The 23,898-nt window shown below is 71.0% G+C and carries 24 protein-coding genes and 3 pseudogenes; 11 read left to right on the plus strand and 16 right to left on the minus strand.

Annotated elements, in window-relative coordinates:
- Positions 1 to 2 precede the first annotated feature (2 nt).
- The 3 genes from RV983_RS02265 to RV983_RS02275 form a co-directional block, all read right to left on the minus strand.
- Entirely contained in the window at positions 3 to 803 is an 801-nt protein-coding gene (locus RV983_RS02265) for a L,D-transpeptidase family protein (protein ID WP_475990199.1), read from the minus strand.
- A gap of 362 nt (positions 804 to 1,165) precedes the next feature.
- Positions 1,166 to 2,398 carry a CU044_5270 family protein gene (locus RV983_RS02270; protein ID WP_475984054.1) on the minus strand — a complete coding sequence of 411 codons (1,233 nt, stop codon included), beginning with the start codon at positions 2,396 to 2,398 and terminating at the stop codon, positions 1,166 to 1,168.
- Positions 2,395 to 2,958: an RNA polymerase sigma factor gene (locus RV983_RS02275; protein WP_475984055.1), complete on the minus strand. Its 564-nt coding sequence runs from the start codon at positions 2,956 to 2,958 to the stop codon at positions 2,395 to 2,397. Before RV983_RS02275 ends, RV983_RS02270 begins: the two co-directional genes overlap by 4 nt.
- On the opposite strand from RV983_RS02275, the gene RV983_RS02280 reads away from it, so the two are divergent.
- Together RV983_RS02280 and RV983_RS02285 are read left to right on the plus strand one after the other, a co-directional pair.
- A complete protein-coding gene (locus RV983_RS02280) occupies positions 2,950 to 3,348 on the plus strand; it encodes an FAD-binding protein (RefSeq protein ID WP_475984056.1) in 399 nt (132 codons plus the stop codon). The two genes, RV983_RS02275 and RV983_RS02280, sit on opposite strands and share 9 nt — an antisense overlap.
- Before the next feature lie 238 nt (positions 3,349 to 3,586).
- Complete coding sequence (locus RV983_RS02285; protein WP_475984057.1) at positions 3,587 to 3,760, plus strand: hypothetical protein; 174 nt, start codon at positions 3,587 to 3,589, stop codon at positions 3,758 to 3,760.
- Between the two features lie 347 nt (positions 3,761 to 4,107).
- Here RV983_RS02285 and RV983_RS02290 read toward each other — a convergent pair whose 3' ends face one another.
- Complete coding sequence (locus RV983_RS02290; RefSeq protein WP_475984058.1) at positions 4,108 to 4,863, minus strand: helix-turn-helix domain-containing protein; 756 nt, start codon at positions 4,861 to 4,863, stop codon at positions 4,108 to 4,110.
- Positions 4,864 to 5,101: 238 nt separating this feature from the next.
- On the opposite strand from RV983_RS02290, the gene RV983_RS02295 reads away from it, so the two are divergent.
- The 4 genes from RV983_RS02295 (at position 5,102) to RV983_RS02310 (ending at position 10,227) form a co-directional block, all read left to right on the plus strand.
- Positions 5,102 to 5,764 carry a DUF4097 family beta strand repeat-containing protein gene (locus RV983_RS02295; protein ID WP_475984059.1) on the plus strand — a complete coding sequence of 221 codons (663 nt, stop codon included), beginning with the start codon at positions 5,102 to 5,104 and terminating at the stop codon, positions 5,762 to 5,764.
- A gap of 159 nt (positions 5,765 to 5,923) precedes the next feature.
- On the plus strand, positions 5,924 to 6,739 hold the full coding sequence (locus tag RV983_RS02300) for an alpha/beta fold hydrolase (RefSeq protein ID WP_475984060.1): 816 nt from the start codon (positions 5,924 to 5,926) through the stop codon (positions 6,737 to 6,739).
- A gap of 281 nt (positions 6,740 to 7,020) precedes the next feature.
- Positions 7,021 to 8,529 carry a CoA-acylating methylmalonate-semialdehyde dehydrogenase gene (locus RV983_RS02305; protein ID WP_475984061.1) on the plus strand — a complete coding sequence of 503 codons (1,509 nt, stop codon included), beginning with the start codon at positions 7,021 to 7,023 and terminating at the stop codon, positions 8,527 to 8,529.
- Between the two features lie 171 nt (positions 8,530 to 8,700).
- A complete protein-coding gene (locus tag RV983_RS02310) occupies positions 8,701 to 10,227 on the plus strand; it encodes an FAD-dependent monooxygenase (protein WP_475984062.1) in 1,527 nt (508 codons plus the stop codon).
- A gap of 89 nt (positions 10,228 to 10,316) precedes the next feature.
- On the opposite strand, the gene RV983_RS02315 is transcribed toward RV983_RS02310, so the two are convergent.
- The 5 genes from RV983_RS02315 to RV983_RS02335 form a co-directional block, all read right to left on the minus strand.
- Positions 10,317 to 12,308: a PA domain-containing protein gene (locus RV983_RS02315; RefSeq protein ID WP_475984063.1), complete on the minus strand. Its 1,992-nt coding sequence runs from the start codon at positions 12,306 to 12,308 to the stop codon at positions 10,317 to 10,319.
- Positions 12,309 to 12,831: 523 nt separating this feature from the next.
- Complete coding sequence (locus RV983_RS02320; RefSeq protein ID WP_475984064.1) at positions 12,832 to 13,233, minus strand: tautomerase family protein; 402 nt, start codon at positions 13,231 to 13,233, stop codon at positions 12,832 to 12,834.
- 75 nt (positions 13,234 to 13,308) lie between these two features.
- Positions 13,309 to 14,022 carry a flavin reductase family protein gene (locus RV983_RS02325; RefSeq protein WP_475984065.1) on the minus strand — a complete coding sequence of 238 codons (714 nt, stop codon included), beginning with the start codon at positions 14,020 to 14,022 and terminating at the stop codon, positions 13,309 to 13,311.
- Entirely contained in the window at positions 14,019 to 14,813 is a 795-nt protein-coding gene (locus RV983_RS02330; RefSeq protein ID WP_475984066.1) for an alpha/beta fold hydrolase, read from the minus strand. Before RV983_RS02330 ends, RV983_RS02325 begins: the two co-directional genes overlap by 4 nt.
- A 58-nt stretch (positions 14,814 to 14,871) precedes the next feature.
- On the minus strand, positions 14,872 to 15,297 hold the full coding sequence (locus RV983_RS02335; protein ID WP_475984067.1) for a nuclear transport factor 2 family protein: 426 nt from the start codon (positions 15,295 to 15,297) through the stop codon (positions 14,872 to 14,874).
- A gap of 259 nt (positions 15,298 to 15,556) precedes the next feature.
- Between RV983_RS02335 and RV983_RS02340 the strand changes: the two genes are divergently transcribed.
- Positions 15,557 to 16,024 (plus strand): winged helix-turn-helix transcriptional regulator, encoded by a 468-nt coding sequence (locus RV983_RS02340; protein WP_475984068.1) that lies wholly within the window; start codon positions 15,557 to 15,559, stop codon positions 16,022 to 16,024.
- Between the two features lie 54 nt (positions 16,025 to 16,078).
- On the opposite strand, the gene RV983_RS02345 is transcribed toward RV983_RS02340, so the two are convergent.
- Complete coding sequence (locus RV983_RS02345; RefSeq protein ID WP_475984069.1) at positions 16,079 to 16,858, minus strand: SDR family NAD(P)-dependent oxidoreductase; 780 nt, start codon at positions 16,856 to 16,858, stop codon at positions 16,079 to 16,081.
- 52 nt (positions 16,859 to 16,910) lie between these two features.
- Positions 16,911 to 18,113: an alpha/beta hydrolase family protein gene (locus RV983_RS02350; RefSeq protein WP_475984070.1), complete on the minus strand. Its 1,203-nt coding sequence runs from the start codon at positions 18,111 to 18,113 to the stop codon at positions 16,911 to 16,913.
- A 209-nt stretch (positions 18,114 to 18,322) separates the two neighbouring features.
- Here RV983_RS02350 and RV983_RS02355 point away from each other — a divergent pair, with 209 nt between their 5' ends.
- Positions 18,323 to 19,021: an isochorismatase family protein gene (locus tag RV983_RS02355; protein WP_475984071.1), complete on the plus strand. Its 699-nt coding sequence runs from the start codon at positions 18,323 to 18,325 to the stop codon at positions 19,019 to 19,021.
- Here RV983_RS02355 and RV983_RS02360 read toward each other — a convergent pair.
- The 3 genes from RV983_RS02360 to RV983_RS02370 form a co-directional block, all read right to left on the minus strand.
- A complete protein-coding gene (locus RV983_RS02360; RefSeq protein ID WP_475984072.1) occupies positions 19,008 to 19,478 on the minus strand; it encodes a MarR family winged helix-turn-helix transcriptional regulator in 471 nt (156 codons plus the stop codon). The genes RV983_RS02355 and RV983_RS02360 overlap by 14 nt on opposite strands.
- A gap of 208 nt (positions 19,479 to 19,686) precedes the next feature.
- The gene (locus tag RV983_RS02365) at positions 19,687 to 20,064 is read right to left on the minus strand and encodes a DUF488 domain-containing protein (protein WP_475984073.1); all 378 of its coding nucleotides are present in this window, start codon (positions 20,062 to 20,064) and stop codon (positions 19,687 to 19,689) included.
- A gap of 220 nt (positions 20,065 to 20,284) precedes the next feature.
- Positions 20,285 to 20,521 carry a hypothetical protein gene (locus RV983_RS02370; protein ID WP_475984074.1) on the minus strand — a complete coding sequence of 79 codons (237 nt, stop codon included), beginning with the start codon at positions 20,519 to 20,521 and terminating at the stop codon, positions 20,285 to 20,287.
- Positions 20,522 to 20,759: 238 nt separating this feature from the next.
- Between RV983_RS02370 and RV983_RS02375 the strand changes: the two are divergent.
- From RV983_RS02375 to RV983_RS02385, 3 genes and pseudogenes are all read left to right on the plus strand, one after another.
- Positions 20,760 to 21,107 (plus strand): annotated as a pseudogene (locus tag RV983_RS02375) (class I SAM-dependent methyltransferase); the annotation flags it as partial.
- A gap of 399 nt (positions 21,108 to 21,506) precedes the next feature.
- A complete protein-coding gene (locus RV983_RS02380; RefSeq protein ID WP_475984075.1) occupies positions 21,507 to 21,920 on the plus strand; it encodes a cupin domain-containing protein in 414 nt (137 codons plus the stop codon).
- Positions 21,921 to 22,268: 348 nt separating this feature from the next.
- Positions 22,269 to 23,114 carry an alpha/beta fold hydrolase gene (locus RV983_RS02385; protein WP_475984076.1) on the plus strand — a complete coding sequence of 282 codons (846 nt, stop codon included), beginning with the start codon at positions 22,269 to 22,271 and terminating at the stop codon, positions 23,112 to 23,114.
- Between the two features lie 97 nt (positions 23,115 to 23,211).
- On the opposite strand, the pseudogene RV983_RS02390 reads toward RV983_RS02385, so the two are convergent.
- Both RV983_RS02390 and RV983_RS02395 read right to left on the minus strand, forming a co-directional pair.
- Positions 23,212 to 23,417 (minus strand): annotated as a pseudogene (locus tag RV983_RS02390) (IS5/IS1182 family transposase); the annotation flags it as partial.
- Between the two features lie 4 nt (positions 23,418 to 23,421).
- Positions 23,422 to 23,645, minus strand: a pseudogene (locus RV983_RS02395) (RNA-guided endonuclease TnpB family protein); the annotation flags it as partial.
- Positions 23,646 to 23,898: the final 253 nt, after the last annotated feature.

The following is a 23,898-nucleotide window of genomic DNA, read 5'->3' on the forward strand; positions in this document are numbered from 1 at the left end:
GGTCATCGGGCGAGAGAGGCCGCGTCGCCCATGACGACGACGGGGTGGTCTGCGGGGTCGAGGGCCCGCAGCAACTGCTGCATGTGCGTCTTGGAGAGGCTGACGCAGGCGTGGGTGGGACCGCCGTGGTCGACGTGGATCCATATGCCGCCGCCTCGGCTCGCGCCCATCGGCTGGGCACCGTCCATCGGTGATGTGCCGGGCTGCCGGTTGTAGTTGATGGCGATGACGTAGTCGAAGGAACCCGCGAGCGGTTCCCCCTCGAACCCGGCGCCGCTGATGCTGAAGGCGCCGGAGCGGTGGTACGGCAGCCTGGTCCCGGGGTCGGCCAGCCGTCCGCCGGCGTCGGTGAGGCCGAAGACTCCTATGGGGCTGTGCAGGTCGCCCGCGTAGTGCTCGTCGGTCCAGCCCTTGTAGCCGTTGTGCGCGGCCCACACCGCGCCGGGTCGCCAGCCGCCGTCGACGCGCTCGTAGAGCACGACCCTGGAGGTCGCCGACGTCTTGCCGGTTCCCGTCACCAGGAGGACCTGCCGGGCGCCGGCCGGGATGCGCGCCAGGGTCCTGGGGCCGAGCCCCGGCAGCCGGGCGGGGTAATGCGGTTTCGGCGGAACGGTCGACTGTGGCTCCGCGGGGGCGGCCACCGGCTGCTGGTCCGCGGGACCGGCGGCGTCCTGGGCGACCGATGCCGTCTCGGGTGCCGGGCTGGGGTGGTTCCCCTCGGGTGCGTGCTGGTACGCGGCGATTCCCAGTGAGGAGGCGATGACGGCGGCGGTGGTGGATATGTAGGGCCGGTGGAAGCGCATCGGTGCGGGCTTTCTCAAGAGGAGGGCATGGAGGCATGGCCCCGTGGCGGGGCTCGGAAGTTTGGAGGACCGGATGAGCACCGTGGGCGGTACGGCACGCCCGGCGCCGCCGCACACGGGGTGGGCGCGCTCCGGGGCCGCGGGGGCGGTTTCACAACCCTTCAACCAGGCGGACTCCGGTTCGGGTTGCCTGGATGCCGGGGGCCTTGGCACGGCGCTGGTCCTCGGGCGTCGCCCGGAGATCCGCCGCGTCGGCATGGCGGCGGATCTCCGGGCGCGCGGTCGCGCGCCGGGGCGGGCTCCCTGCGTACGCTCCTCGCGGCGTACGCGGCGTACGCGGCGTACCCGGTCCGGCGGCCGGCTCAGCTACGGGCGTTCTTCGGCACGGTGATCTGGTGCTCGCCCCAGCTCATCCGCGTGGTCGCCGAGTAGTTCACCGTCGTGCCGGCGCCGAGCCCCGCCGCCTTCGCCCGGGCGGACGGTTCGACCAGCACGACCTCGTCGCTGAGCATCTCGCCGGTGGACGGGTCCACGACCAGCCGCTCCCGCGTGGTGCCCAGCGACGTCGGGTAGGCGACGGGGAAATCGACGCCGACGCCCTGGCGCCCCAGGGGATCGGTGGTCCTCCCGACGACCCGCACTCCGGGCAGATCGGCCATCAACCGGTAGGCGGCCGCCCGGACACCGGGCTTCACGGGCATGGTGACGAGGTTGGCCGCCTGGCGCAGCATCCAGCCGCTGCGGTCCGAGGTGCCGGACTCGGCGCCGTTGTCCTGTGCGTACAGTCGCCCCAGATGCCGGCGCAACTCACCGTCGGCGGACGGAAGTGCGCGCAGGTCCTTGTAGGAGACGTTGCGCGGGCCGAGGGCGTAGATCTTGTCGTCGGTGTTCGTCCGCATGACCATGGGCCGCCCGGTGCCCATCCTGAAGGCGATCTTGGCGGTCCCGTTCACCTTCGCCGACTCGGCCCGCACCGTACGGGGTGAGCCCGCGGCGTGCCAGCGTGCCTCGTCCGCGGCGGTGAGGGGCTCGGTCAGGGAATCCAGGCCGGAGACCATCAGGCTCGCGGTCCCGGGACGTACGCCCACCGACCACTCGTCGGTCGCCGTGCTGCGCACGGCGAAGAGCCGCCCCTCCTCGCCGGCGACGTCCACGTTCTGCGAGCGTGTGGTGGTCTGCCAGTACGTTCCCTCGGCGAGGGTGGTCTCCGCCTTCTTCGCCGCGCTGAGCAGTTCGAAGTGACCGTCGGCGCGGACGTCCTGGCCCGCGCGCGGCTCCTGCGTGCCGGCGGAGGGACGCGGCTGCGCGGACGGCCGGTCGGCCGGCCCGTGGAAGTCGAGCGTGCTCACGGCCACCACGGACGCCGCCACTGCCGCGAGGGCGGCGACGCCCAGCGGCCGGAACGCGGCCCTGCGGGGCCGCGGTGCCAGGAACCGTGCCGCGCGGCCGTCCGTCGCACCGGCGACGATGCGCGCGACATCCTCCCGCTGCCTCGCGGTGTCCACCATCCGCGACGGATCCAGCTCGTCGGGCCGTGCGTCCGTGAGCACCTTCATGACGTCGGGCCGCTCGGACCTCTTGCGGGTGTTCTTCACGCAGGTGCTCCTTCGTGATGGGCGGGGTACGCCTCGACGGGAAACGCGGACGCCGCCTCTGGCACGGGTGCCGCCTCCAAGGCCTTCTCCAGACGGCGCCGGGCCCGGTACAGCCGGACCGTCAGCGTCGCGGTGCTGCAATCCAGCACCTGAGCGGCCTCCTTGGCGCTCAGGCCGTGCCAGGCGAGCAGCGTCAGCAGTTCCCGGTCGGCCTCCGACAGGCTCGCGAGAGCCTGCAGGGCGTTGTGCCGCTCCGTGACCTCCGCCGCGACGTCACCGGCGTCGCTCCGGGCGCCGCTGCTGATGCGCTGTGCCTCCTCGGCCGCGAGGAGGTACTGGTGAGCGTCCCGGCGACGCAGTTCGCGCACCAGGTTGCGGGCGACGCCCAGCAGCCAGGGCAGCGCCGGACGGGGAATGTCCCGCACCCGCCGCCAGGCGACGGTGAACGTCTCGCTGGCGATGTCCTCCCCTACCTGCCGTCCCACCAGGCTGGTGGCGTAGGCAAGGACGCGCGGATAGCACTCCTCGTAGACATCCCGGAAGCGTTCGGCATGGGTCACGCGCCGTCCCCTCATCTTGGCTCTCTCACCAAGCAATGCGCGCGGCGGCCGGTTTCTTACATCCCGAACCCGGAATCACGCGGATGTGGCCCTCATCACGTCCTCTCCGGCGAGCAGGCCGCAGCGGCGGCGGAGTACGCGCCGGCGCCTCTGGCCGGATCGTCACCAGGGGTCGGAATCGTCGGGTACACCCTGAGCGGTGGCGCCGGCCTGACCATGGGACGCATGTACGGATGGGCCGCCGATCACGTGCTCTCCATGGAAGTCGTCACAGCGGACGGCGAACTCCGTCGCGAGGGCGCTGCTCGGCCCCCTGCGCGCTTCAGCACCCCGGCTCGCCGACTCGGTCGGGCCGATCAGCCCGGAGCACTTCGCCTCGATCGGCAATGACCCCACGGACCCTGCCGCTGCCGTCGAACACTTCGCGCTGCTACGGGACTTCGACTCGCACACGACAGACGCACTGCTGGAGGTCGCCGGCAACGACAGCGGAACCTCGATCAACATCGTCGACATCCGTCACTTGGGAGGCGCCTTCGCGAACCCGCCCCGGACGAGAAATGCCGTCGGCGCCAGGGACGCCGCGTTCGCGATGTTCGCGCTGACGATAATTCCCCCGGGCCGGCCGGTGAACGCATACGCGGACTCCGGACGGGATGTCCTGGAACGTCTCGCCCCCTGGCTCGGCCCGGGCAAGCACCCGAGCTTCCTGTCACGGGCGTACGACGCGGCCACGCTCCAGTGGCTGCGGCAACTGACGTCGGTGTACGACCCCCAGAACACGCGCGGCGACGCGGTGTGACCGTACCCGCACCGCACCCCGCCGGCACCGCGTGGACGCACCGGGCCCGCGGGCAGGGGTCAGGCGCGCGGGGCGGGCAGCCCGACGCGCATGGTGACGGCGCCTCGCTTGCCCCAGCGGTGACAGGGCACCGGCCGCGAACCGGGCGAGCGGACGAACGCGGCTGGGCCGCACGGCCGCCCAGCACCTGTTCGCCGCCATCGACGGTCAGGCCGGCTCGGGAGTGCATCGCATGCCGTGCATGCCTGACGATCCGCGACTCGACCATGCCCCCATAGCGCGGCTCGACGCGGCACTCCGCCCGGGCCGTCGAGGGCCGAGCCCGCCGGGACCGCCAAGGCCGCCGCCTACGCGTGGTCCGGACGCGGTCGAGCGGTGTCCTCCGAGGTTGCCCCGGGCCTGGTGTGGAGGACCTCGCGGGCCTGCTCGGCGGCGCGGGTGACGCTTTCGCTGATGAAGTCGAGGAAGCGGGCGATGTTCTCCAGGCGAGCGGCGGCCGGGGTGTGGGGCCCGAGGACGGCGACACCCTGGCGTGCGGTCGCGACGAGTTGGTCGTTGGCCCGGGCGCTGGCGATCGTCGCCTGGTAGAAGAGTTCGTCGTCGACGACGTAGCGGTCGCGGCGGCGTTCGTCGCGTTCCCGGCGCACCAGACTCTGGCTCTCCAGGAAGGCGATCGCCTTGGAGATGGACGCCGGGCTGACCTGGAGGCGCTGGGCGAGCTCGGACGCGGTGAGGCTGCCCGCGTCGGCGGTGAACAGGCACGTCAGCACCCGGGCCCCCATCTTGGACAGACCCGAGGCCATGAGAACGGTGGTGAACGTCTCCTCGTACTCGGCCACGGCCGCGGCGTCGCGTCCGTGCGGCAGGGGGACCGACTGCGCGCCCCCCGAGGCCGCGGGCTTGCGCCGGTGGGCGCGGTGTTCGGTGGCACGGTGGGCCAGGTCGGCGCGGTAGGCGGTGGGACCGCCGTTGCGCATCACCTCACGGGTGATCGTCGACGTCGGACGGTCCAGGCGCCGGGCGATCTCGGCGTAGGGGAGGCTGTCGGCCAGCCCCAGCGCGATCTGCTGGCGTTCGGACTGCGTGAGCCTGCCTCCCGGCATCGCGTTCTCCTCGGTGATCCCTCGTGGTGGTCCCTGACATCCCCACCATAGCGTTCACTTCTCGCCCATTGCAATGCACAGAGCAACCGACGTTGCGTTATCTTTCAGACCGTTGCAACGGTTTCACCACTCTGACCTGCAAATTCATCGGCCAAGCGCAACAAGACTGTTGTCAGAATATGGAAAGCAACGTAGCGTTTCACCTGTCAGAAACAAGGAACGAGCACAGGAGAGCACGATGCAGAAGTTCGACACTCCGGCCCCGATCTCCGCCGTCCTGCACATCCCCGCCGGCCGCATCCAGGTCATCGCCGCGGACCGCGCCGACACCACCGTCGAGGTCCTGGCCGCCGACCCCTCCAAGAGCCGCGACACCAAGATCGCCGAGCAGACCACCGTCACCTGCACCGACGGCATCCTGCGGATCACCGCACCGGACGCCGCCAAGCTCATCGGTCCTTCGGGATCCGTGGAGGTCACCATCCAGGTGCCCGCCGGCTCCCGCATCGAGGCCAAGGCCGCCAGTGCCGAACTCCGCTGTGTCGGACGCCTCGGCGAGGTCGTCTTCGACGGCGCCTACCGCCAGATCAAGATCGACGAGGCCGCGAGCGTCCGCCTCACCGCCATCGACGGAGACGTCGAGATCGGCCGGCTCGACGGCCCCTCGGAGATCAGCACCGCACGGGGCGACATCCGGATCGCCGAGGCCGTGCGCGGCGCGGTCGTGCTCCGCACCCAGTCCGGCGACATCTCGGTCGGTGCCGCCGCCGGCGTCTCGGCCGCCCTGGACGCGGGAACCGCCTACGGCCGGGTCACCAACGCCCTCAAGAACGACGGCACCGTCGGACTCGACATCCGTGCCACCACCGCCCACGGCGACATCAGCGCCCGCAGCCTCTGAAAAGCCAGGACCAGCACCGCCGGCCCACCCGGGCAGACCCACCGCGACCGAGATCCATACGGCCGCGGTGGGCGGGACCGGCCGCCTTCGACAGGCCCGCGATCCCGATCAGGTCCCGCACACGCCGTACAGGACATCTCACGCGAGCAGGGGAAACACATGACGAACAACAGCACTTCCTCGACCGCTCCGAAGTGGTCCGGCATGGTGCCGGTCGACGACACGGCGCTGGCCGTCACCGACACCGGCGGCCCCGGCATCCCCGTGGTCTACCTCAACGGCCAGTTCGCCACCCAGGGGTACTGGCGGCGGGTCCTCGCCGAACTCGGCCCGCAGTGGCGGCACATCACCTACGACGAGCGCGCCCGCGGCAAGTCCGGGCGCTCGGCGGACTACTCCTTCGAGGTGGCCGTCCGGGACGTCGACGCCGTCCTCGCCGCCAGGAACGTCGACCGGGCCCTGGTGATCGGCTGGTCCTACGGGGCGGTCGTCGCGGCACACTGGGCCGAGCGCAACCCGCAGCGCGCCCTGGGCGCGGTCCTGGTCGACGGCGCGTTCCCCCACGACTGGCTCGACGAAGCCATGGAACGGCGGATCCGGAAGCTCTTCCGGCGCATGAGCTGGTTCCTGCCCCTGCTGCGCCCGACCGGCCTGGCCCCGCGGATGACCGCCGCACAGCAGGCCGACAGCAACATCGAACTCGGCAGACTCTCCCGCGAGAGCGAACTCGGCCCCGTACTGGACGGCATCACCGTCCCCGTCCGCTACGTCGTCGCCTCCGGAACCTCCTTCGGAAGCCGCGGCGACGAACAGGAGCGCATACGCACCAGCCTCGACGCGGTGACCGCCGGCAACCCGAACATCCGGATCGCCGCGAAGGTCGCCAGCAGCCACGGGGCGATTCTCAAGAAGGACTACCCGGCCGTCGCCCAGGCCCTGCGCGACATCGCCGCGCACGACCACGAGACCCACTGAGCACTCCCCCGACGAACGCGGCGGTGGCGCCCGGCCGGTGAGTGACCGGCGCCACCACACTACGAGACCGGTCGCGGGCACATCGGGCCCCGGGACTCCCATCCGCCTCTGTGCGGGTATCTGAGCAGTAGATTCCAACTCAGCGGTGCCGGCCACGCGGACGTGGTGGCACATGCTCGCGGCCGGCGCCGCGGCCCCGTCCGGCCGCGGTCGAGGCGAGTGAGGCGCAGCGACAGGAGCCTCGCGGCCCGCCGCCGACACCCTTGGAGGAGTTCCGCCCGATGAAGACCATTACCCACTGGATCGATGGCAAGCCGTTCACGGACGCCCCGGATGCCCGCAACACCTGGGGCCCCGTGACCGACCCCGCGACGGGAGAGGTCACCGCACAGGTGGCGATGGCCGGCGCAGCCGAGGCCGGCGCCGCGGTCGCCGCGGCGAAGGAGGCCTACGCCACCTGGCGCACGACCCCGCTCGCGCAACGGACCGCGATCCTCTTCCGCTACCGCGCCCTGCTGGACGCGCGCCGCGACGACATCGCCGCGCTGATCACCGCCGAACAGGGCAAGGTGCACGCGGACGCCCTGGCGGAAGTGGCCCGGGGCCTGGAGATCGTCGAGCTCGCCTGCGGGATCGGCACGGCGCTCAAGGGCGACACGTCCACGGAGGTGTCCGGCCGTGTCGACGTGGCGTCGATCCGCCAGCCGCTCGGTGTGGTCGTCGGCATCTCCCCGTTCAACTTTCCCGCGATGATCGGCATGTGGATGTTCCCCATGGCGATCGCCTGCGGGAACACCTTCGTCCACAAACCGAGCGGGAAGGCCCCCTCCGCGTCCATGCTGCTCGCCGAGCTCGCGGCCGAGGCCGGGATACCCGACGGCGTGCTCAACATCCTGCACGGCGACAAGGTCGCGGTGGACGCGCTGCTCGACCACCCTGACGTGGCGGCGGTGTCGTTCGTGGGCTCCACGCCGGTCGCACGCCACGTCTACGGCAGGGCGTCCGCCGGGGGCAAGCGCGTCCAGGCCCTCGGAGGAGCGAAGAACCACATGCTGGTGCTGCCCGACGCCGACCTCGACGCGGCGGCCGACGCCGCCGTGAACGCCGCCTACGGCTCCGCCGGCCAGCGCTGCATGGCCGTCTCCGTGGTGGTGGCGGTCGGCCCGGCGGGCGACGCGCTCGTCCCGCGGATCGCCGAACGGGCCACGAGGATCACGATAGGACCGGGCAACGACCCGGCGTCCGAGATGGGCCCGCTGGTCACCAGGGCACACCGCGACGACGTCGCGGCCTATGTCGCGGGTGCGGCCGCCCAGGGGGCCGACGTGGTGCTCGACGGCAGGGACTTCACCGTCGAGGGCCTGGAGAACGGGCACTGGATGGGCATCTCGCTCCTCGACAAGGTCAGCACGGAATCGGATGCCTACCACAACGAGATCTTCGGTCCGGTCCTGTGCGTGGTCCGCGCGGAGACCTACGAGGAGGCCCTGGCCGTCATCAACGGCTCCCGGTACGGCAACGCGAGTTCGATCTTCACCCGCGACGGCGGCGCGGCCCGCCGGTTCCAGCTGGAGGTCGAGGCCGGGATGGTCGGCGTGAACGTGCCGATGCCGGTGCCGGTGGGCTACCACTCCTTCGGCGGCTGGAAGGACTCGGCCTTCGGCGACCACCGCATGTACGGCAGTGAGGCCGTGCACTTCTACACGCAGGGCAAGGTCATCACGAGCCTGTGGCCGGACCCCGCCGAGACGGCGGAAGGTACGGGCCCAGGCCTTTCCGCCTCCCGCTGAACCCCCGAAGGCGGCTCCAGGCCCAGGGGGCAACTCCCGCTCTGTAAAGCCGTGTTGACGCCGCACAAGCGGTCGGCCCGGCCCGACTTCTCTGTTACTGTCCCCGCCGACAGGCCACTGCGGGGGCGCGAGCGACCGCGCCCGTGGAACGACTCATCGGCGGAGGAACGCATGGGAGAAGCCGTTGTCGTCGGTGCCGGGCCGACCGGCCTGTGGCTGGCTGCGGAACTGCGCCTGGCGGGCGTCGGCGTGACGGTCGTCGAGCGCCGCGAGGAGCGCTTCCCCCACTCGAAGGGGTTCACGATCCATCCGCGGACGATGGAGATCTGGGCGTCGCGCGGTATCGGCCACCTCTTCCTCGACGAGGGCCGGAAGATCCCGAACTCCCATTTCGGCCTGCTCGACCAACGCGTCGACTTCAGCACGCTGGACACCCCCTTCCCCCACATCCTCGTTCTGGGACAGCCGCGGGTGGAGGAACTGCTCGAGCACCACGCCCTGAGCCTGGGCGTGGACATCAGGCGTGGGCACCGCTTCGCCGGACTGACGCAGGATGCCGATTCCGTGGCGGCCCGCGTGGAGACCGCGACCGGGCAGTACGCACTGGAGGCCGACTACCTGGTCGGCTGCGACGGCGCCGCGAGCGAGGTCCGCAAGGCCGTCGGCATCGGCTTCCCGGGAACGGACTCCACCGCGTACACCTGGATCGCCGACGTCACCCTCGACGACCCGCCCGAGGTTCCGTACTTCCAGCGGAACAGCGTCGCGGGCCAGGCGCTCGTCGTGCCCATGGGCAACGGCATCCACCGCGTCGGCGGGGTCAACGCCGCCGGGGACGGCGACGACGACTGGACGGAGCGTGCCGGGGCGGAGGAGCTCCGCGTCCGTCTGGCGGCCGTGGCCGGCTCGGACTTCGGTCTCCGCGATCCCCTCTGGGTGTCGAGGACGGGGTCCGCCAACCGGCTTGCGGAGCACTACCGTTGCGGGCGCGTCCTCCTGGCCGGGGACGCCGCTCATCGCATCTTCCCGGTCGGCGGCCTGGGCCTGAACGTCGGCCTCCAGGACGCCTGGAACCTGGGGTGGAAGCTTGCGGCCACCCTGCGGGGCTGGGCCCCCGACGGTCTGCTGGACAGCTACCACGACGAACGCCACGCCGCCGGCGCCGACCTGATGGAGTTGGTCCGCGCGCAGACGTCGCTCATGACCGACTTCAGGCCGGATCTGCTGTCCCTGCGCGCGGTGTTGAACCGGGCCATCACCGACGTGCCCGCGTTCTCCTCGTTGCTGGCGAAGGAGCTGTCCGGGCTCGCCGTCGCCTATCCGCAGGGCGGCGACGCCCATCCGCTCGCCGGTCACCGGGCTCCGGACCTGCGGCTTGCCGACGGCAGGGGGCTCTTCACGGTTCTCGCCCCCGACCGGTACGTGCTGCTCATGGCCTCGAAGGCGGACGCGGAGGCCGTGTCCCTCCGCGCGGAGACCGGGCGTGAGCCTCACGTGCTGACCGTGGTCGCGGACGAACCCGATGGCTCACGCCCGGAGTGGGACCGGCTCCGCGCCGCGCTGATCCGTCCGGACGGCCATGTCGCCTGGGCCGCGCGGACATCCGGCACCACGACGCTCACGGCCGCCGCGGCGGATGCGATCGCCGCCGTCCGGCGGCGGCCGCAGGCCTCCGGCACGCCGGGCCCCGAAGCCTGAGCACCGCTCTCCCCCGGGCCGGCGATCCCGCGGAGCGGCCGGTGCCCGACGCCCGCCGAGGCGGGGCGGGGCGCCGGCCGCGCGCGGGGTCACTTCAGGCCGAAGGCCCGGGTGACGGTCTGGGTGACGCCGCCGCCGTTGCGCTGCTTGGCGGTGACCCGGATGGACACGTACCCGGCCCGGGCCGGCGCGTGGAGCTGCGCCTGCCAGGTGCCCTTGTTCTCCTTCAGGTCCTGCCGCCGCCAGGACGCACCGTCGTCGTAGGACACCTCCAGCGCGACCGACGCGACCGCGTCCTTGGCCGCGTCACTGCCGACGACGGCCGGTGTGACGGAGAACGCCGAGGTGCGCTTCGCGCGTCCGGCGAGGTCCAGGTCCGCCGCGTAGTCGAGTTGGGCCAGCGGGAGGGCCTGGTCGTCGACGTTGCCCGACAGGAAGGTCCACTCGGTGTGCGTGGCGGCCGAGTAGGGAGTGAAGTCGGCATTCCCCTTCGTGTCGGCGACAAGCCGGTACCGGAGCCTCTCCGGTGCCAGGTCGCCCACACCGAAGTCGGGCCGCGGCCCGTTCTGCGTCAGCAGCCGGTCTCCCTGGTAGAGCGCGAAGCTCCGCGACATCATGCCGGTGTCGCCGCTGTGGGCGGAGCCTCCGTCGCCGAATCCCGCGATCATTCCGCCCATGGCGTTGCCGACGCGGTGCGGGACCTCGAAGCCGAGCATGCGCGGCCGGATGATGGGGCCGAACCAGCGTTCGCTGTGCACGCTGCGCGGCCGGTACCCCACGATGTCGGTGAAGGTCGACCAGCCGTCAAGGGTCGCGTACTGCTGCCATGTGACGCCGTGCCCGGCCGAGACCCAGTCGGTACGGTGCCCCGGGGCGACCGGCTCCCTGGGGAACGCCGGGACCCGCACCGACCCGAACACCGCGTACGGATAGGCGACCGGCCAGTACTCGTACGGCGGGCTGTCCTCCCGGCTCTCCAGGACCTGCTTGCCCGCGGGCGGGGCGAAGTCGTTCTCGACGCGCGCGAGGCTGCCGGGATCCGTCGCGGCCGAGGGGTCCTGCGGTATGCCCCCTTGGTGGTAGTCGGCGAGGTCGTACAGGTACTTCGGCGAGGGGTGGGCCTCGACCGTCAGCTTCGTCCTGGCCTTCCCCGCAGAGGTGATCTTCTTGATCAGTGCTTCGCCCTCGTCCATGGTGAGCGAGGCGACCGGGACCGGGCCGGTGCTCGCGCCGTCCGGGTCGCCGTACCAGTCGCTCCCCCGGCCGTCGCCGTCATTGACCACCAGCAGCATCGCCGCACCCGCTTGGCGCGCCGCGGCCGCCTGCTCCGCGGGGGCCGGCGCGGCGCTGCGGCGGACGACCACGGCCCTGCCGCGCGCGGACAGTCCGGCGTACTCGGCCGTCGTGCCGCTGCCGGCGAAGACGGCGTCCACGTGCGCGGTGCCGTCGCGGAACTGAGGGGATCCCGGCTGCACCAGCAGGGTGTCGTCGAGGCTGCGCCCGCCGCAGGTGATCTTGAGCGGGGTCTGCTTGGCGCGGATCCGGGTGGTGAAGACGAAGCTGCCCTTCTTCACCTTGTCCTTGGTCGGGAGGGCCCACAGGCTGTCGTAGCCGGCGGAGGGAAGCAGGATCTCGTGCAGGGCCTGCGGGTCGCCCGGGGTGGGCTTGGCCGAGGTGAAGGAGCGGAAGAGGTCGATCCTGCTGGTGGTGACGGTGGTCGGCTCGGGGGTGGCCACCTTGACCTGGCGTATGCGCGAGGCGTCGAGCTCGACTGTCCGGTCGGACCTCAGATCGAGTTCGGGAACGGTCAGTACGGCGTACCCGAGGGAGTGCGGGCCGTGGCGGCCCACGACGTCCAGCGTGGAGACGACGGTGTAGGAGCCGGGGGCCCAGCGGCTGGTGAGCGTGCCGTCCGGGACCCACATGACGGTGGTCCGCCCGTCCGTGCCGGTGATCTCGACCTCGCCGCTGACGGGCTTGCCGGCCCGGTCCTTCAGATGGACGGTCAGTGCGTACTTCTCGGACTCGACGGAGATTCCCACGGCCGTGTGCACGGCGCCGGCCGACGAGCGCGCGGTCACCTGGGCGGCGTACTGGCCGGGAGCCAGTGGCTACTGAACTTGATCGGGCGATGTCGGACCGGCAGCGGGCTCTAGGCACAGGTATTCGTTGCCCGCGATGATGGGCGACATGTTCGGAAGGTTGCGCAACAAGCGCGGTGAGCGCGGCGGTCGGCGGACTCCGGTACCGCCCCCGGATGCCGTTGGGTTCGTCGAACAGCCCTCCGGGGTGGTCGGAGGTTCCTGCCCGCAGCAGGTCGAGGTCTGGTACGTCGCACTGCGTGACGCGCCGCGTCGGCGTCGGGACGACTTCGAGCCGTATCTCGTCGCCCGCTGTGCGTGCGAATGGCTCGGGACCGCGTATGACGCGCAGAATGCGGGCGCGCTGGAGGCCGCGTCAGCGGAGGCCCTTCGGCCACGGTCGAGCGGTCGTGTCGCATGTGGTGCGGATGCTGGACTAGCTGTTCTGTCCCTGCGGCCATGGCGCTCGCGGCGAGGGACCTCGCGGCCCCGGGTGGTGCGGCACCGGCGCCGAGGTCCGGGATCACCAGCGCGGGGTCGCGTCCGCGAGCTGGAGCTCGCCCCTGCCGAAGGAGAAGCTCTCGTTCGGCACGGGGACCAGCGCGATGAAGATGTCGTCCGGCGAGACCCCGACCGCCTCGACCACCAGCCTGTTGATGGCGGCGGCGACCGCCCGCTTGTCCTCCAGGGGCCGGTGCGCCCCGAGGAGGACCGTGATGATCATGGCGTCGCTGCTGCGCTGCATCCCCATGAAGGTCGGGTCAAGGAACAGTTCGCTGTCGCCGTGCTCGCTGATCACGATGAAGCGGTCGCCCTCGGGAATGCCGAGCCCCTGCACGAGCGACTGGTTGAGCGCGTCGGCGAGGTCGCGCTTCTGCTGCGGGGAGAAGCGGCCGGCGGGGACGTGGGCGTTGAAGACGGGCATGGGATGCTCCTTCGGTAGTGGGGGGGCTTGGGGGGGCCGGAATACACGGGCCGCCGGGTCGACGGCGCGGTCCGGTCAGGCCTTGGTCGATCCCGAGGGCGACCAGTCGGGGCTGTCCACCGGGGACCAGCCGTCCGGGCGCTCGTCGATGCGGATCATGCGCCTGCCGGCCCGCGCGCTCAGCACGTCCGCCCCGAGAGGGGTCACGAAGGCATTGTCAGCGAGGGTGTACTCCGCCGCGAGGCGCCCGACGGTCGGGATGGCGCCGATGTCGATCCGTCCGTTCGCGGCGTAGAGGTCGTCCCTGACGTGGAACCGGACGACCCGGCCCCAGACGACGTGGTCGTGCACGTCACCGACCGGCATGATGCGGTCGAGGATGCACTCCAAAGCGATCGGCGCGTCCTTCACGCGGGGTGCCCGGACGACTTCGCAGTTCTCCTTCACCAGGCCCACCTCGTCGAACTCGTCCAGGCCGCTGTCGAATTCCACGGCACTGCGGTGCATGTTGTGGGCGTGGGGAAGCGTGACGAGGTTGGTGGCGAACTCACCGGTGTCCCGGATGTTGACGAGCGTGTCCTTCAGGGTCCTGCCGTCCGAGCGGGGCTGGATGGTCAGGGACACCATCGGCGGCTTGCGGCTCACGACGGTGAAGAACGAGATCGGTGCCAGATTGGCGACTCCGGACGACGACAGGGTGCTCACCCAGCCGATCGCCCGTGGGCTGACGGCCCCGATGAGGAGCTTGTACGCGGCCCGAGCGTCCAGTTCGTCGGCATTGATGATCATGTCAGCTGCCTCTCGGAGGTGCGTGCGGCGCTCTCGAGGACGTGCTCCTCGATCAAAGCCAGGGTGCGAGCGGGTGTTTCCATGGGCGGCAGGTGGGCCGCGCCGTCGATGACGGCACCGCGTACGTCGCTGTACTGCGGGAGGATCCGCTCCTTCGCCACGGCCTCGGTCAGCACGGGATCGTGCCGGCCCGTGAGCACGAGGACAGGCCCCTGATAACCCCCGGCCTCGCCGGACACGTCGTCCCCGGTCCAGGTCCGCAGGTAGGCGCGCATCGTCGCGGGATCGGAGGTCCGTCGGGACCATTCGTTCACGTGACGGACGAACCCCGCTCCCAGGCGGCCGCCGGTCACGGCGGAGATCACCGCGGCCCGGGCCTCCAGGTCGCCGGCGGCCGCCCCGAACAGTTCCGAACCGTCGGCGTCGAGGGGCAATCCGCGGCTGGGTACGGCGCACAGCAGGACCAGACCGGCGAGCCGCGACCGGACCTCCGGCCGTCCGGCGACCCACTGCGCGGCCTGGCCGCCCATGGAGTGCCCGACCAGGTGGAACTCGTCCCATCCGAGTGCGTCGGCGAGGTCGATGAGATCCTGTCCCATCTCCGCGACCGAGAAGTCGCCCGCCCGCTCGGCTGACAGCCCGTATCCGCGGAAGTCCGGGAAGACCCATGTGTACCGCTCGGTGTCGAGGAGGGGCAGCATGCCGTCGTAGCCCTCGTGCCCGGCCAGCCAGGAGTGCGCCCACAGGACTCCGACCGGTCCTTCGCCCGCGGTGTGGTATCCCAAAGTCATGCGGATTTCCTTCGGTTGGTGAGGTACGGCGACTGGTGGAGTCCGGCGATGCGGAGCCTCAGGACGCCGCGGAGGGGAAGACCTCGAGTCCTTCGATCACGTCGCGGCCCTTGGCGGTGTCCGCGTACAGCCGCGCCTCGGTGATCAGGCCGTCGGCCACGGTGAACAGCAGGCAGTGCTCGTTCTCCATGGTCCGGCCGTTCTTCGCCTTGGCCCTGGCCGTGACGGGGACCACCACATGGGTCCCGGCGTCGAGCACCGCGTGCGCGTCGTAGTCGAAGTACTCGTAGTAGTGGTCGAACAGGTCCCGGTAGAAGGCCGTGAACCCGTCCCGGCCGCGGAAGGTCCCGCCGTACGGCAGGGACGTCGGGAAGTGGAAGACGACCTCGGGCGACATCAGGGCCACCAGATCCGACGCGTCGTTCTTCTCGAATCCGGAATAGGCACGACGGCAGGCATCCAGGATCGCCTGATTGCGCGACATGTTCCCTCCATGGTCTGAGCAGAAGTGGTCACGAGGCGGAGTCCGCGGCGGACTGTGCGCGATCCGACCCGCGAGGGGCACGGCGGGCGGCGCGGCGCCCCGGGCGGCCTCGCACCGCGAGGGGCCGGTCGCGCCGACGATCGCGCCTCCGGGGGTGGGGAGAGGTCCGCGACGCGAGCCCGACACCAAAGTCTTCATCTGGAACCCAGGTGACGTCAAGGCTGAGTTCCATTCGGGAACTCTGCGGTACGCTTGCCTCATGGAGTGGCGAGAACTTGATCTGGGCAACTGCAGCGTCGCCGCGACCCTGAGCCTGGTCGGCGATCGATGGACCCTGCTCATCCTCCGCGAGGTCTTCGCGGGACTGCACCGCTTCGACGAGATCACCGACCATCTCGGCGTGTCCCGCCGGGCACTCGCCGAACGCCTCAAGCAGCTGGTCGAGGCCGGGCTGCTGGAACGCCGCAGCTACCAGGAGGCCGGACAGCGCTCCCACTACGAGTACCACCTGACGCCGAGCGCCCATGACCTGCAGTGGGTGCTGACCGCACTGCTCCAGTACGGCGACACCCATCTCGGAGACCCGGAGAACGCGCCCGTGGTGCTGCGCCATGCCGACTGCGGCGGCCAAGTGCACGTCGAGCTGCGCTGCTCCCACGGCCACGACGTGCCCGCCTCCGCCGTACAGCCGACGCTGGGCCCGGGTGCGGTCCGGACACCGTCCTGAAAGAAGTCCGCCGCGCGGCTCTCAGGGCCGCGGACGATCCACGGGCTCCGGGGCCTACAAGCGCGCGGTCATCCCGCCGTCTATCGCGAGCGCGGCTCCGGTGATGAATCCGGCCTCGTCGCTGAGCAGGAACGCCGCGAACGCCGCGATCTCGTCCGGATCAGCCATCCGCCCGAGCGGGTGCATCGCTTCGGCCGCGCGCCAGGACTCCTCCGGTGACGCGCCCGGCACGCCCTCCGCCAACCCTCGCGAGAGGGGGGTGTCCACGCCGCCGGTGATCAGGGCGTTGACCCTGATGCCGGCCGGGGCCACGTCCAGCGCCGCCGACCGCGTGAGCCCGATCACGCCGTGCTTCGCGGCGTTGTAGGAGGCCATGTTCGGGTACGCGGCGACGCCGCAGGTGGAGGCGTTGTTCAGGATGGCGCCGCCGCCGCTTGCCCGGAGCGCGGGAATCTGGTGCTTCAGGCCGTAGAAGACACTGCTGAGGTTCAACTCCAGCTCCGCGCGCCAGGCCGCACCGTCGATCCCGGTGACCGGTCCGACGGCCGTGGGAGCGCCCACGTTGTTGAACGCGCCGTCCAGCCGGCCGTACCGGCTCAGCGCCTGCCGGACGAGGTCCGCCACCTCGGCCTCGACGGTCACATCGGCAGGGACGAACGTGGCCTGCGCACCGGCCGCGAGAAGGCCGGCCACCAGCTCGTGGCCCGCCTCCTCGCCGCGGGCCGCCAGGACGACCTTGGCGCCCTCGCCCGCGATCCGCTCGGCGGTCGCGCGGCCCACACCGGAGGTGGCACCGGTGATCAGGACGACCTTCTCTGCGAAACGTGCGGACATGATGTCTCCCACGATCAGTCGGGCGGGGGCACGGGCTCGGCGGGTGACGCGTTCACGATCTGCCGGGTGTCACGGGGGTGTGCTCGCCGTCCGCTGCCGCCAGTCGCTGTTCCACCCACGCCCGCGCCACGCTCCACGCATGTCCCTCCGGGTCCAGGACGTCGAAGTGGCCGGCACCGGGTGAGGCGACGAAGGTGACCTCCGCGCCCCCGGCCGCCGCCACCTCGGCATACGTCCGGCTGTACGCGAACGGGATGATGTCGTCGGCCGTGCCATGGATCGCGAGTACCGGCACACCTCCGTTCTTCAGCAGCACGGGAGAGGTCGCCGCGTACCGCTCCCCGTACTCGGCGGCTCGCCCACCGAGCAGAAGCGGCATGATCCCGTCGTGCGCCCTCGACGCGAGGCCCAGCCACGGGTCCGGCCCCGGCGACGGCGCTCCGGCCGGCGACTCGGCGTCCGCCTGCGCGAGATCCGCCCCGAGCCGGGCGTCGTCGGCCGCCACCAGGTCGAGCACCCCGGCCAGGGTCACGGCACCCAGCGGCTGCACCTTCGGATGGGCGCCCGGGACACCGTCGGGCCGCGCGGACCGGTGTGCGGCCCACGTGGCGAGCTGGCCGCCGGCCGAGTGGCCGACGACCACGACCCGGCCGGCATCGATGAGGGGGTCGAGATCCGGCACCGCGTCCACGGCAGCCGCAACGTCGTCGAAGGTCCCCGGCCAGCCGCCGCCGGTCTCGCCGACGCGCCGGTACTCGATGTTCCACACGGCGAACCCCCGCGAGACCAGGTCCTCCACGAGGGGAGTCGTCTGCCTGCGGTCGTCGAACATCGCCGCCCACCAACCACCGTGGATCGTCACGACGGTGGGGAACGGGCCGTCCCCTTCCGGCAGGTACAGCTCTCCGACCTGCGACGGCTCCGGACCGTACGCGATGGTTCGCACCGCGCGCCGCCCGTCCTCCGCGTCGTCGTACCGCACGCCGCTCCTGGCGCTCACCAGTGCGTCGATGGTGGCGAAGAAGGCGGCGATACCCGGCAGGTTGCCGCCCTTCGCGCTTGATTCGTCGTACGCCGACGCGTCCGCCCACTCGACGATGTCCAGCCACGTGTGGTCCGCCACCCGGACCAGCCGTGCACCCGTGAACCCCCGCCGGTCCATGCGGAAGTCGGCGAGCATCTCGCTCCGGGCGGCCAGCATCGCGGACGTTCGCCCTGGCGCGACGGTGAAGGTGGTCAACTCGATCACAGACATGGAAGAGCTCCCGGCGGCGCGGCGTCATGGGACAGGAAGCAGCAGTAACTTTTAATGACTGTCACGATTACTTACTAAACACCCTAAGGACTCGTTCGCGCGCTGCGCAACCGGAGCAGCTCCCACCCCGCGCAGACGCGGCTTGCACCCACCGAAAAGGCGCGTTATGTCCCATTAGTCACTAATTCCGACTGTCACCAACAGTGTCCATGCGGGCATCGGAAATGGGTGAGTACGTCATGATCGACACCGCGTTCCGCGAGTTCCTGACCGCCGACAACGCAGCGCTCGTCCTGGTCGACCACCAGGTGGGCCTCTACAGCGGGGTCCGGGACACCGACCTGCTGGAGCTGAAACACAACGTGGTAGCCCTGGCAAGGGCTGCCCAGGTGCTCGACCTGCCGATCGTGGTCACCACCACGGCGGCGGACAGCATGTGGGGCCCGCTCGTCTCCGAGCTCGCCGATGTCCTGCCGGACGACACGGATGTCATCGACCGGGGCACGGTCAACGCCTGGCACGACAGCCGGGTGCGGAACCGGATCAAGGCGACCGGCCGGGCGAAGCTGATCTTCACCGGCATCTCGCTCGAGGTGTGCGCCACCCTGCCCGCCATCGCCGCGGCCTCCGAAGGCTTCGTCACCTACGTCGCGCTCGACGCCTCCGGCACCTTCTCCGACGCCAAACGGGAGGCCGGGCTCGTCCGGCTCCAGCAGGCAGGGGTCATCGTCAGTGACTACGCCACGCTGATGGTCGAGATCCTCGCCGACAACGCCTCACCCATGGCCGGCGAAGTGTACGGAGCGCTCGACATGCCCTCTCCGTACTCGTCGGACAGCTCTCGGCGGCGTACACCAAACAGGGATGACCGCCCGGGTTCGTGCGCCGGCCGTGTCAGTCGACGGTAACCGTGCTCGCGTCGCGTCGCTGCTGCTCGACGATATCCACGAACAGGCGCTTGAAGTCGGCGTAGACGTTCACCCCGAGGCGCTGCGCGTGACGCGCCTGCATCTCCGACATGATCTTGTCCGCGGCGGCCATCTGGGCACGGCCGCGCTGGGTGGGGCAGACCAGTTTGGCCCTCCGGTCCGCGGGGTCGTTCTGCCGCTCCACGTAGCCCAGCGCGGTGAGTTCGTCGACCAGCGTTCCGATCACCTGCTTGTGCTGACCGGACACCCGGGCCAGCTCGGTCGCACGGATGCCCTGCGCCTGCAGGTAGGCGAGGACCGCGCCGTGACGGGGCTTCAGGTCGTCGAAACCGAGGCCGTGGAGACGGGAGAACAACTCGGCCTGGACGGCGAACAGCAGGCGCCCGGCCAACACCCCGAGATCCGGGTCAGCAACGTTGCGCACCGTGCGGCTCACACCCCTTCTCCGTTGCCTCACCCGTGAGGTGACGCCCCGTATCCCGATCGGGCGATTGTAACGGCGCGGCGGCCAGCCGCACGGGCAGCATGACCGCCCGTCGCTTCTCTTGTCTCCGGACGCCTCACACGGGGCCGGCGCTCCTTTTCCGTCATCCGGGGCCTGGAGCGGGTTCTCGCAGGGATGTGGGTGCGGCGGTCCCGCCGCGCTAGCGGCTCGCCGTGCCGGCGGCGTCGCCCAGCCACTGGGCGAGCACGGCGGCCTCACTGTGGTCGAGGTCCTTGCTGGCCGTGAGCAAGGTGACCTTGTCGTGGGTGGCGAGGTCACGCAGGTGCTGCACGGCGGGCCCGTGATCGGCGTCCTCCAGTTCGCCGATATAGCGGTCCCGGAACTCGGGGAAGCGCTCCCGATCGTGGTGGTACCAGTGGCGCAGGTCCGTCGAGGGCGCCACATCGCGGAGCCATTCGTCGAGGTGGGCCCGCTCCTTGCTCATTCCACGGGGCCACAGGCGGTCCACGAGCACCCGCTTCCCGTCCCGCGACGAGGTGTCCTCATAGATCCTCTGGCAGCTGAATCGTCCGGCCATGGCCGTCGCCACCTTCCCGATGGGCCTGCCCGGCGTCCGGCCCGAAGCCGGCGACGCCGGGGCGAGAGCGTCTGACGATCACCCTATCGGCGGCATGGCGCATCGGCGTGTCGAGCCGGGCGACGGTGCCCGCCCGCGCCCGGGGACGCCGCGTGGGCGGGGCCACAGGCCGCGGTCCCGCCCACGCGGTGCTGTCCCGGGCGATCTCCCGGGGGTGACGTCAGCGCAGGCCGAAGGCCCGGGTGACCGTCTGCGAGACGGTGTTGCCCGCGTCGTCCCGGGCGCCGGCCCGGAGGGTGACGAAGCCGGCCGACCGCGGCGCGCTCAGGTTCGTCCGCCATCCGTCACCGCACCGGCTCAGGGCGGTCCGCTGCCAGGTGCCACCGTCGTCGTACGGCACCTCGAGAGACGGCTTCCCGATGGCGGCGGTGGTGCCCGGCAGGTGCGAGGCGCTCACCGTCAGCCCGGCGCGCCTGCGTGCTGCTGCCCTACTCGATCCCGCACCTACTGGCGGAGCCTCCAAGAGAACGCGACCGACTCGCGGCATCCTCCATGAGTATCAACATGCCGCCTGAGCTGCTCGGATGAAGTTTCCGGCAGGGACAACGTCGATAATCTCGCGTCATGGCCCGGGGGATTCCAGTGGCACGGCGGCGGTGATGGTGGCCAGGGCCCGGTCGCGGGCCTGGGCGAAGACCTCCTCGGGCATTCTGGCCTTCTACTCGACTCATCACACGCCTCCGGGGCTTCTGCCGGTGATCTTCGCCGAGTTTCACCGCACCCTGGCTCCCGGGGGACGTCTCCTGCTCGTCAGCCACGTGGGCACTGGTGAGCACCGCCGTCCGACGCGTGCCTACGGGGGCCACGCCGTGTCCTACGAGTCCTATCGACTGCCGGCGGATCAGCTCGCCGAACTACTCCGCCACGCCGGATTCGCCGTCACCTCTCAACTGGTGCAGGAGCCCGACGAAGCTCTGCGGTGGAGGTTCGCCGGCTTCATGGCCCTCAAGCCCGGTCACCAAGACGCCGGCTCGACTTCATAGCTCCGAACTCGTCCAAGGCCGGGCGGTGCAGCTGCCCCGCCTTCGGGCTCTCCCCCGCTCGGTGAAGCGGCGGTGCGCGGTCGGCCCTGACAGGGCGCAGCCCGGCAGCAGTTGAGGTCCCGGCCCGTCGGCCGGGGTGCGGACCATGCGAAGGCGTTCACCAGCTCTCCTCGATGCAGAGCAGTGTGCAGCCGCCCGCGGAGACCAACTCGTCGCGGCCGGCGCCAATGAGGCCGGGCAGGACCCGGCTCTTCCAGGCAGGACCGCACGACACCCTTCCTCCTCCACTGATGGGCCACGGCCCGCGTCGCTCCGGGCGGGTTCACCGTCACTCAGGGCTGTCACAAATGAGGAGGGCGTCTTGTCGTCACTGCGGACAGTCCCTGTTTGGAGGAACAGATGAGCGCTGAGCACACGCACATGCCCCCAGGTATTGAGGTGATCACGACCCTGCCGGACGCGGCGGCCCGGATTCCGGACGGCGCCGAGGCACGGACCATTCGCGTCACCTTGTCGCCCGGTGACCCCGGCGCTCCCCCGCACCGGCACCCCGGGCCGATCTTCGGCTATGTGACTCAGGGTGAGATCCTCTTCGAGCTCGAGGGGCAGCCGCCTCGGGTGCTGAAGGCCGGCGACGCACTGTTCGAGCCCGGCGGCGACGTGATCCACTACCTGGGCGCCAACAACCTCCAGGACACGCAGTCGCAACTGGTGGTCACCATGTTCTCGCCGCCCGGTACCCCGATTCTGACCGTGGTCGGCGCGGAGGAACTGGCCGAACGGCGACACCTGCGGTTCGCCGCCCAGTCCTGATGACCGCCAGGGGTCCGGGCCCGTCCGGATCTCTCTCCCCGCCCTGGCCGGGCAGCGTCCGCTGCTCGCGGTGGACCGGGCCCCGGTGCTGATGAGGTCGGGCAGGGATGGAGGCGTGGGCGGTCTCGAAGTCCTCATCCCTGCCCGGCCGCACGGTGTGCGTGAGGGTCAGCTCACCCGTTCCGCGCCCCGATGCCTCGGCCCGCGGACGCGACAGCGACAGCGACAGCGACACCGACAGCGACTTACCGGACTCCCCGGGACACGCGGCAGTCCCCTCGCGCCCGCTGCGGGTCCTCGCCGCCCGGACCCGGCCGAACACCCATCACCTGCCTCGAAAGGGCTTTCATGCAGCGCCATTCCCCGTTCCGGAACCTCCTGACGCCGCTCTCCCTCATGGCCACGGTGACCGCCGCCGCCGGCCTCCTCGCGGTGGCCATGGCTCCGGCGGGCGCCACCAAGGGCAGGAACTCCTCAGGCGACCGCAAGCCCACCGTGGTCCTCGTCCACGGCGCGTTCGCCGACTCCTCCGCCTGGAACGACGTCATCAAGAATCTGAAGCGGCACGACTACCCCGTGGTCGCCGCCGCCAACCCGCTGCGCGGGCTGGCCGACGACGCCGCCTACCTCAAGAGCCTCCTGGCGAACATCGACGGACCGGTGGTCCTCGTCGCCCACTCCTACGGCGGGTCGGTGATCACCAATGCCGCCTACGGTGCCGACAACGTCAAGGCCCTCGTGTACATCGCCGCCTTCATGCCGGACAAGGGCGAGAGTGCCGTGGAACTGTCGGCCAGGTTCCCGGGCAGTTCGCTCGGCAGCGCACTGCTTCAGGTGCCGTTCACCCTGCCCGACGGCTCCCAGGGCGTCGACCTCTACATCGACCAGGAGAAGTTCCACCACCAGTTCGCCGCAGACGTGCACCCGTACACCACGCACCTCATGGCGGCCACACAGCGCCCCGTGGCCGCCGCCGCCCTGGAGGAGACCTCCGGCGAGCCCGCCTGGAAGTCGATTCCGTCCTGGGCCCTGGTGACCGGTGAGGACCTCACCATCCCTCGTACGGCCCAGCTGTTCATGGCCGAGCGCGCCCGGGCACACGTGGTCGAGATCCACTCCTCGCACGCCGCGAGTGTGTCGCACCCGGACGACGTCGCCGACATCATCGAAAAGGCGGCGCGGGCCGTCCGCTGACCGGCCCTCGCGGCCGGTGCCCGGGGCCCCGCGCCTTCCTTCCGGACGCGGACAACGACGTCCACGTCCGGAAGGGACCGGGTCCTTGGACGTCGTCTCATTTGGTGTGCCTGCGATAGCAGATGAGGCTGCAGGCGACAGCGGTGAAGGCCAGGCAGTTGCTCGGCCTTGCGTTCGTAGCGGCGGTACAGACGGCGGCAGCCGCCCAGCCAGGACATCGTGCGCCCGATCGTCCAGCGGTGCCGGCCGAGCCGGGTGGAGGACTCGAGCCTTGCGGGCGATGCGGTGCGGGATGCCTCTTGCGCAGCTCGCGTTTGCGCTTGATGCGGGGCATCCCGGCGCGCCGCCGCATCGGCAGCCGCGCCGCGATGTCCTTCAACGCCTTGGCGCGGGACGTCGCGAAGCCCCGGACGGTCTGCTGCTGCGGCACCGAACTGCCGTCACGCAGCCACGCCATCGACCGCCGAGCCTCAGCATCCTGTCCAACTGCGCCGGACCGCACGTGACCTTCTGCCCGGCGGTCCGGTTCAGGCCGTGGACCTAGCGGGACACAGCCACGCACTCGTTCCGCACCCGCCGGCAACACGCCCACTCCGCCTCCAGACCGGCACGCGCCGAGGACGACACCCGCAGCCGGAAGGTGTATCCGGGCATCCCCGGACCCCTGCTCCGCCGTCGCAGGCCCCTTCATGCCCCGGAACCCAACAGCTCCCACTGGCAACGAAGGAGAGCACAGGTCAGAACAGATACGCAGACAACTCCGCCGCTTCACGGCTCCGACTCG

This window comes from Streptomyces sp. RLA123 (genome assembly GCF_056270165.1).

What these genes read in the sequence shown, in the direction of transcription:
- RV983_RS02385 (WP_475984076.1), top strand. Translation starts at nt 22,269, where the DNA reads ATGCAGCGCCATTCCCCGTTCCGGAACCTCCTGACGCCGCTCTCCCTC.
- RV983_RS02295 (WP_475984059.1), top strand. Translation starts at nt 5,102, where the DNA reads ATGCAGAAGTTCGACACTCCGGCCCCGATCTCCGCCGTCCTGCACATC.
- RV983_RS02310 (WP_475984062.1), top strand. Translation starts at nt 8,701, where the DNA reads ATGGGAGAAGCCGTTGTCGTCGGTGCCGGGCCGACCGGCCTGTGGCTG.
- RV983_RS02380 (WP_475984075.1), top strand. Translation starts at nt 21,507, where the DNA reads ATGAGCGCTGAGCACACGCACATGCCCCCAGGTATTGAGGTGATCACG.
- RV983_RS02265 (WP_475990199.1), bottom strand. Translation starts at nt 803, where the DNA reads ATGCGCTTCCACCGGCCCTACATATCCACCACCGCCGCCGTCATCGCC.
- RV983_RS02300 (WP_475984060.1), top strand. Translation starts at nt 5,924, where the DNA reads ATGACGAACAACAGCACTTCCTCGACCGCTCCGAAGTGGTCCGGCATG.
- RV983_RS02305 (WP_475984061.1), top strand. Translation starts at nt 7,021, where the DNA reads ATGAAGACCATTACCCACTGGATCGATGGCAAGCCGTTCACGGACGCC.
- RV983_RS02355 (WP_475984071.1), top strand. Translation starts at nt 18,323, where the DNA reads ATGCGGGCATCGGAAATGGGTGAGTACGTCATGATCGACACCGCGTTC.
- RV983_RS02320 (WP_475984064.1), bottom strand. Translation starts at nt 13,233, where the DNA reads ATGCCCGTCTTCAACGCCCACGTCCCCGCCGGCCGCTTCTCCCCGCAG.
- RV983_RS02280 (WP_475984056.1), top strand. Translation starts at nt 2,950, where the DNA reads ATGGGTCACGCGCCGTCCCCTCATCTTGGCTCTCTCACCAAGCAATGC.
- RV983_RS02350 (WP_475984070.1), bottom strand. Translation starts at nt 18,113, where the DNA reads ATGTCTGTGATCGAGTTGACCACCTTCACCGTCGCGCCAGGGCGAACG.
- RV983_RS02330 (WP_475984066.1), bottom strand. Translation starts at nt 14,813, where the DNA reads ATGACTTTGGGATACCACACCGCGGGCGAAGGACCGGTCGGAGTCCTG.
- RV983_RS02365 (WP_475984073.1), bottom strand. Translation starts at nt 20,064, where the DNA reads ATGGCCGGACGATTCAGCTGCCAGAGGATCTATGAGGACACCTCGTCG.
- RV983_RS02325 (WP_475984065.1), bottom strand. Translation starts at nt 14,022, where the DNA reads ATGATCATCAATGCCGACGAACTGGACGCTCGGGCCGCGTACAAGCTC.
- RV983_RS02345 (WP_475984069.1), bottom strand. Translation starts at nt 16,858, where the DNA reads ATGTCCGCACGTTTCGCAGAGAAGGTCGTCCTGATCACCGGTGCCACC.
- RV983_RS02290 (WP_475984058.1), bottom strand. Translation starts at nt 4,863, where the DNA reads ATGCCGGGAGGCAGGCTCACGCAGTCCGAACGCCAGCAGATCGCGCTG.
- RV983_RS02340 (WP_475984068.1), top strand. Translation starts at nt 15,557, where the DNA reads ATGGAGTGGCGAGAACTTGATCTGGGCAACTGCAGCGTCGCCGCGACC.
- RV983_RS02335 (WP_475984067.1), bottom strand. Translation starts at nt 15,297, where the DNA reads ATGTCGCGCAATCAGGCGATCCTGGATGCCTGCCGTCGTGCCTATTCC.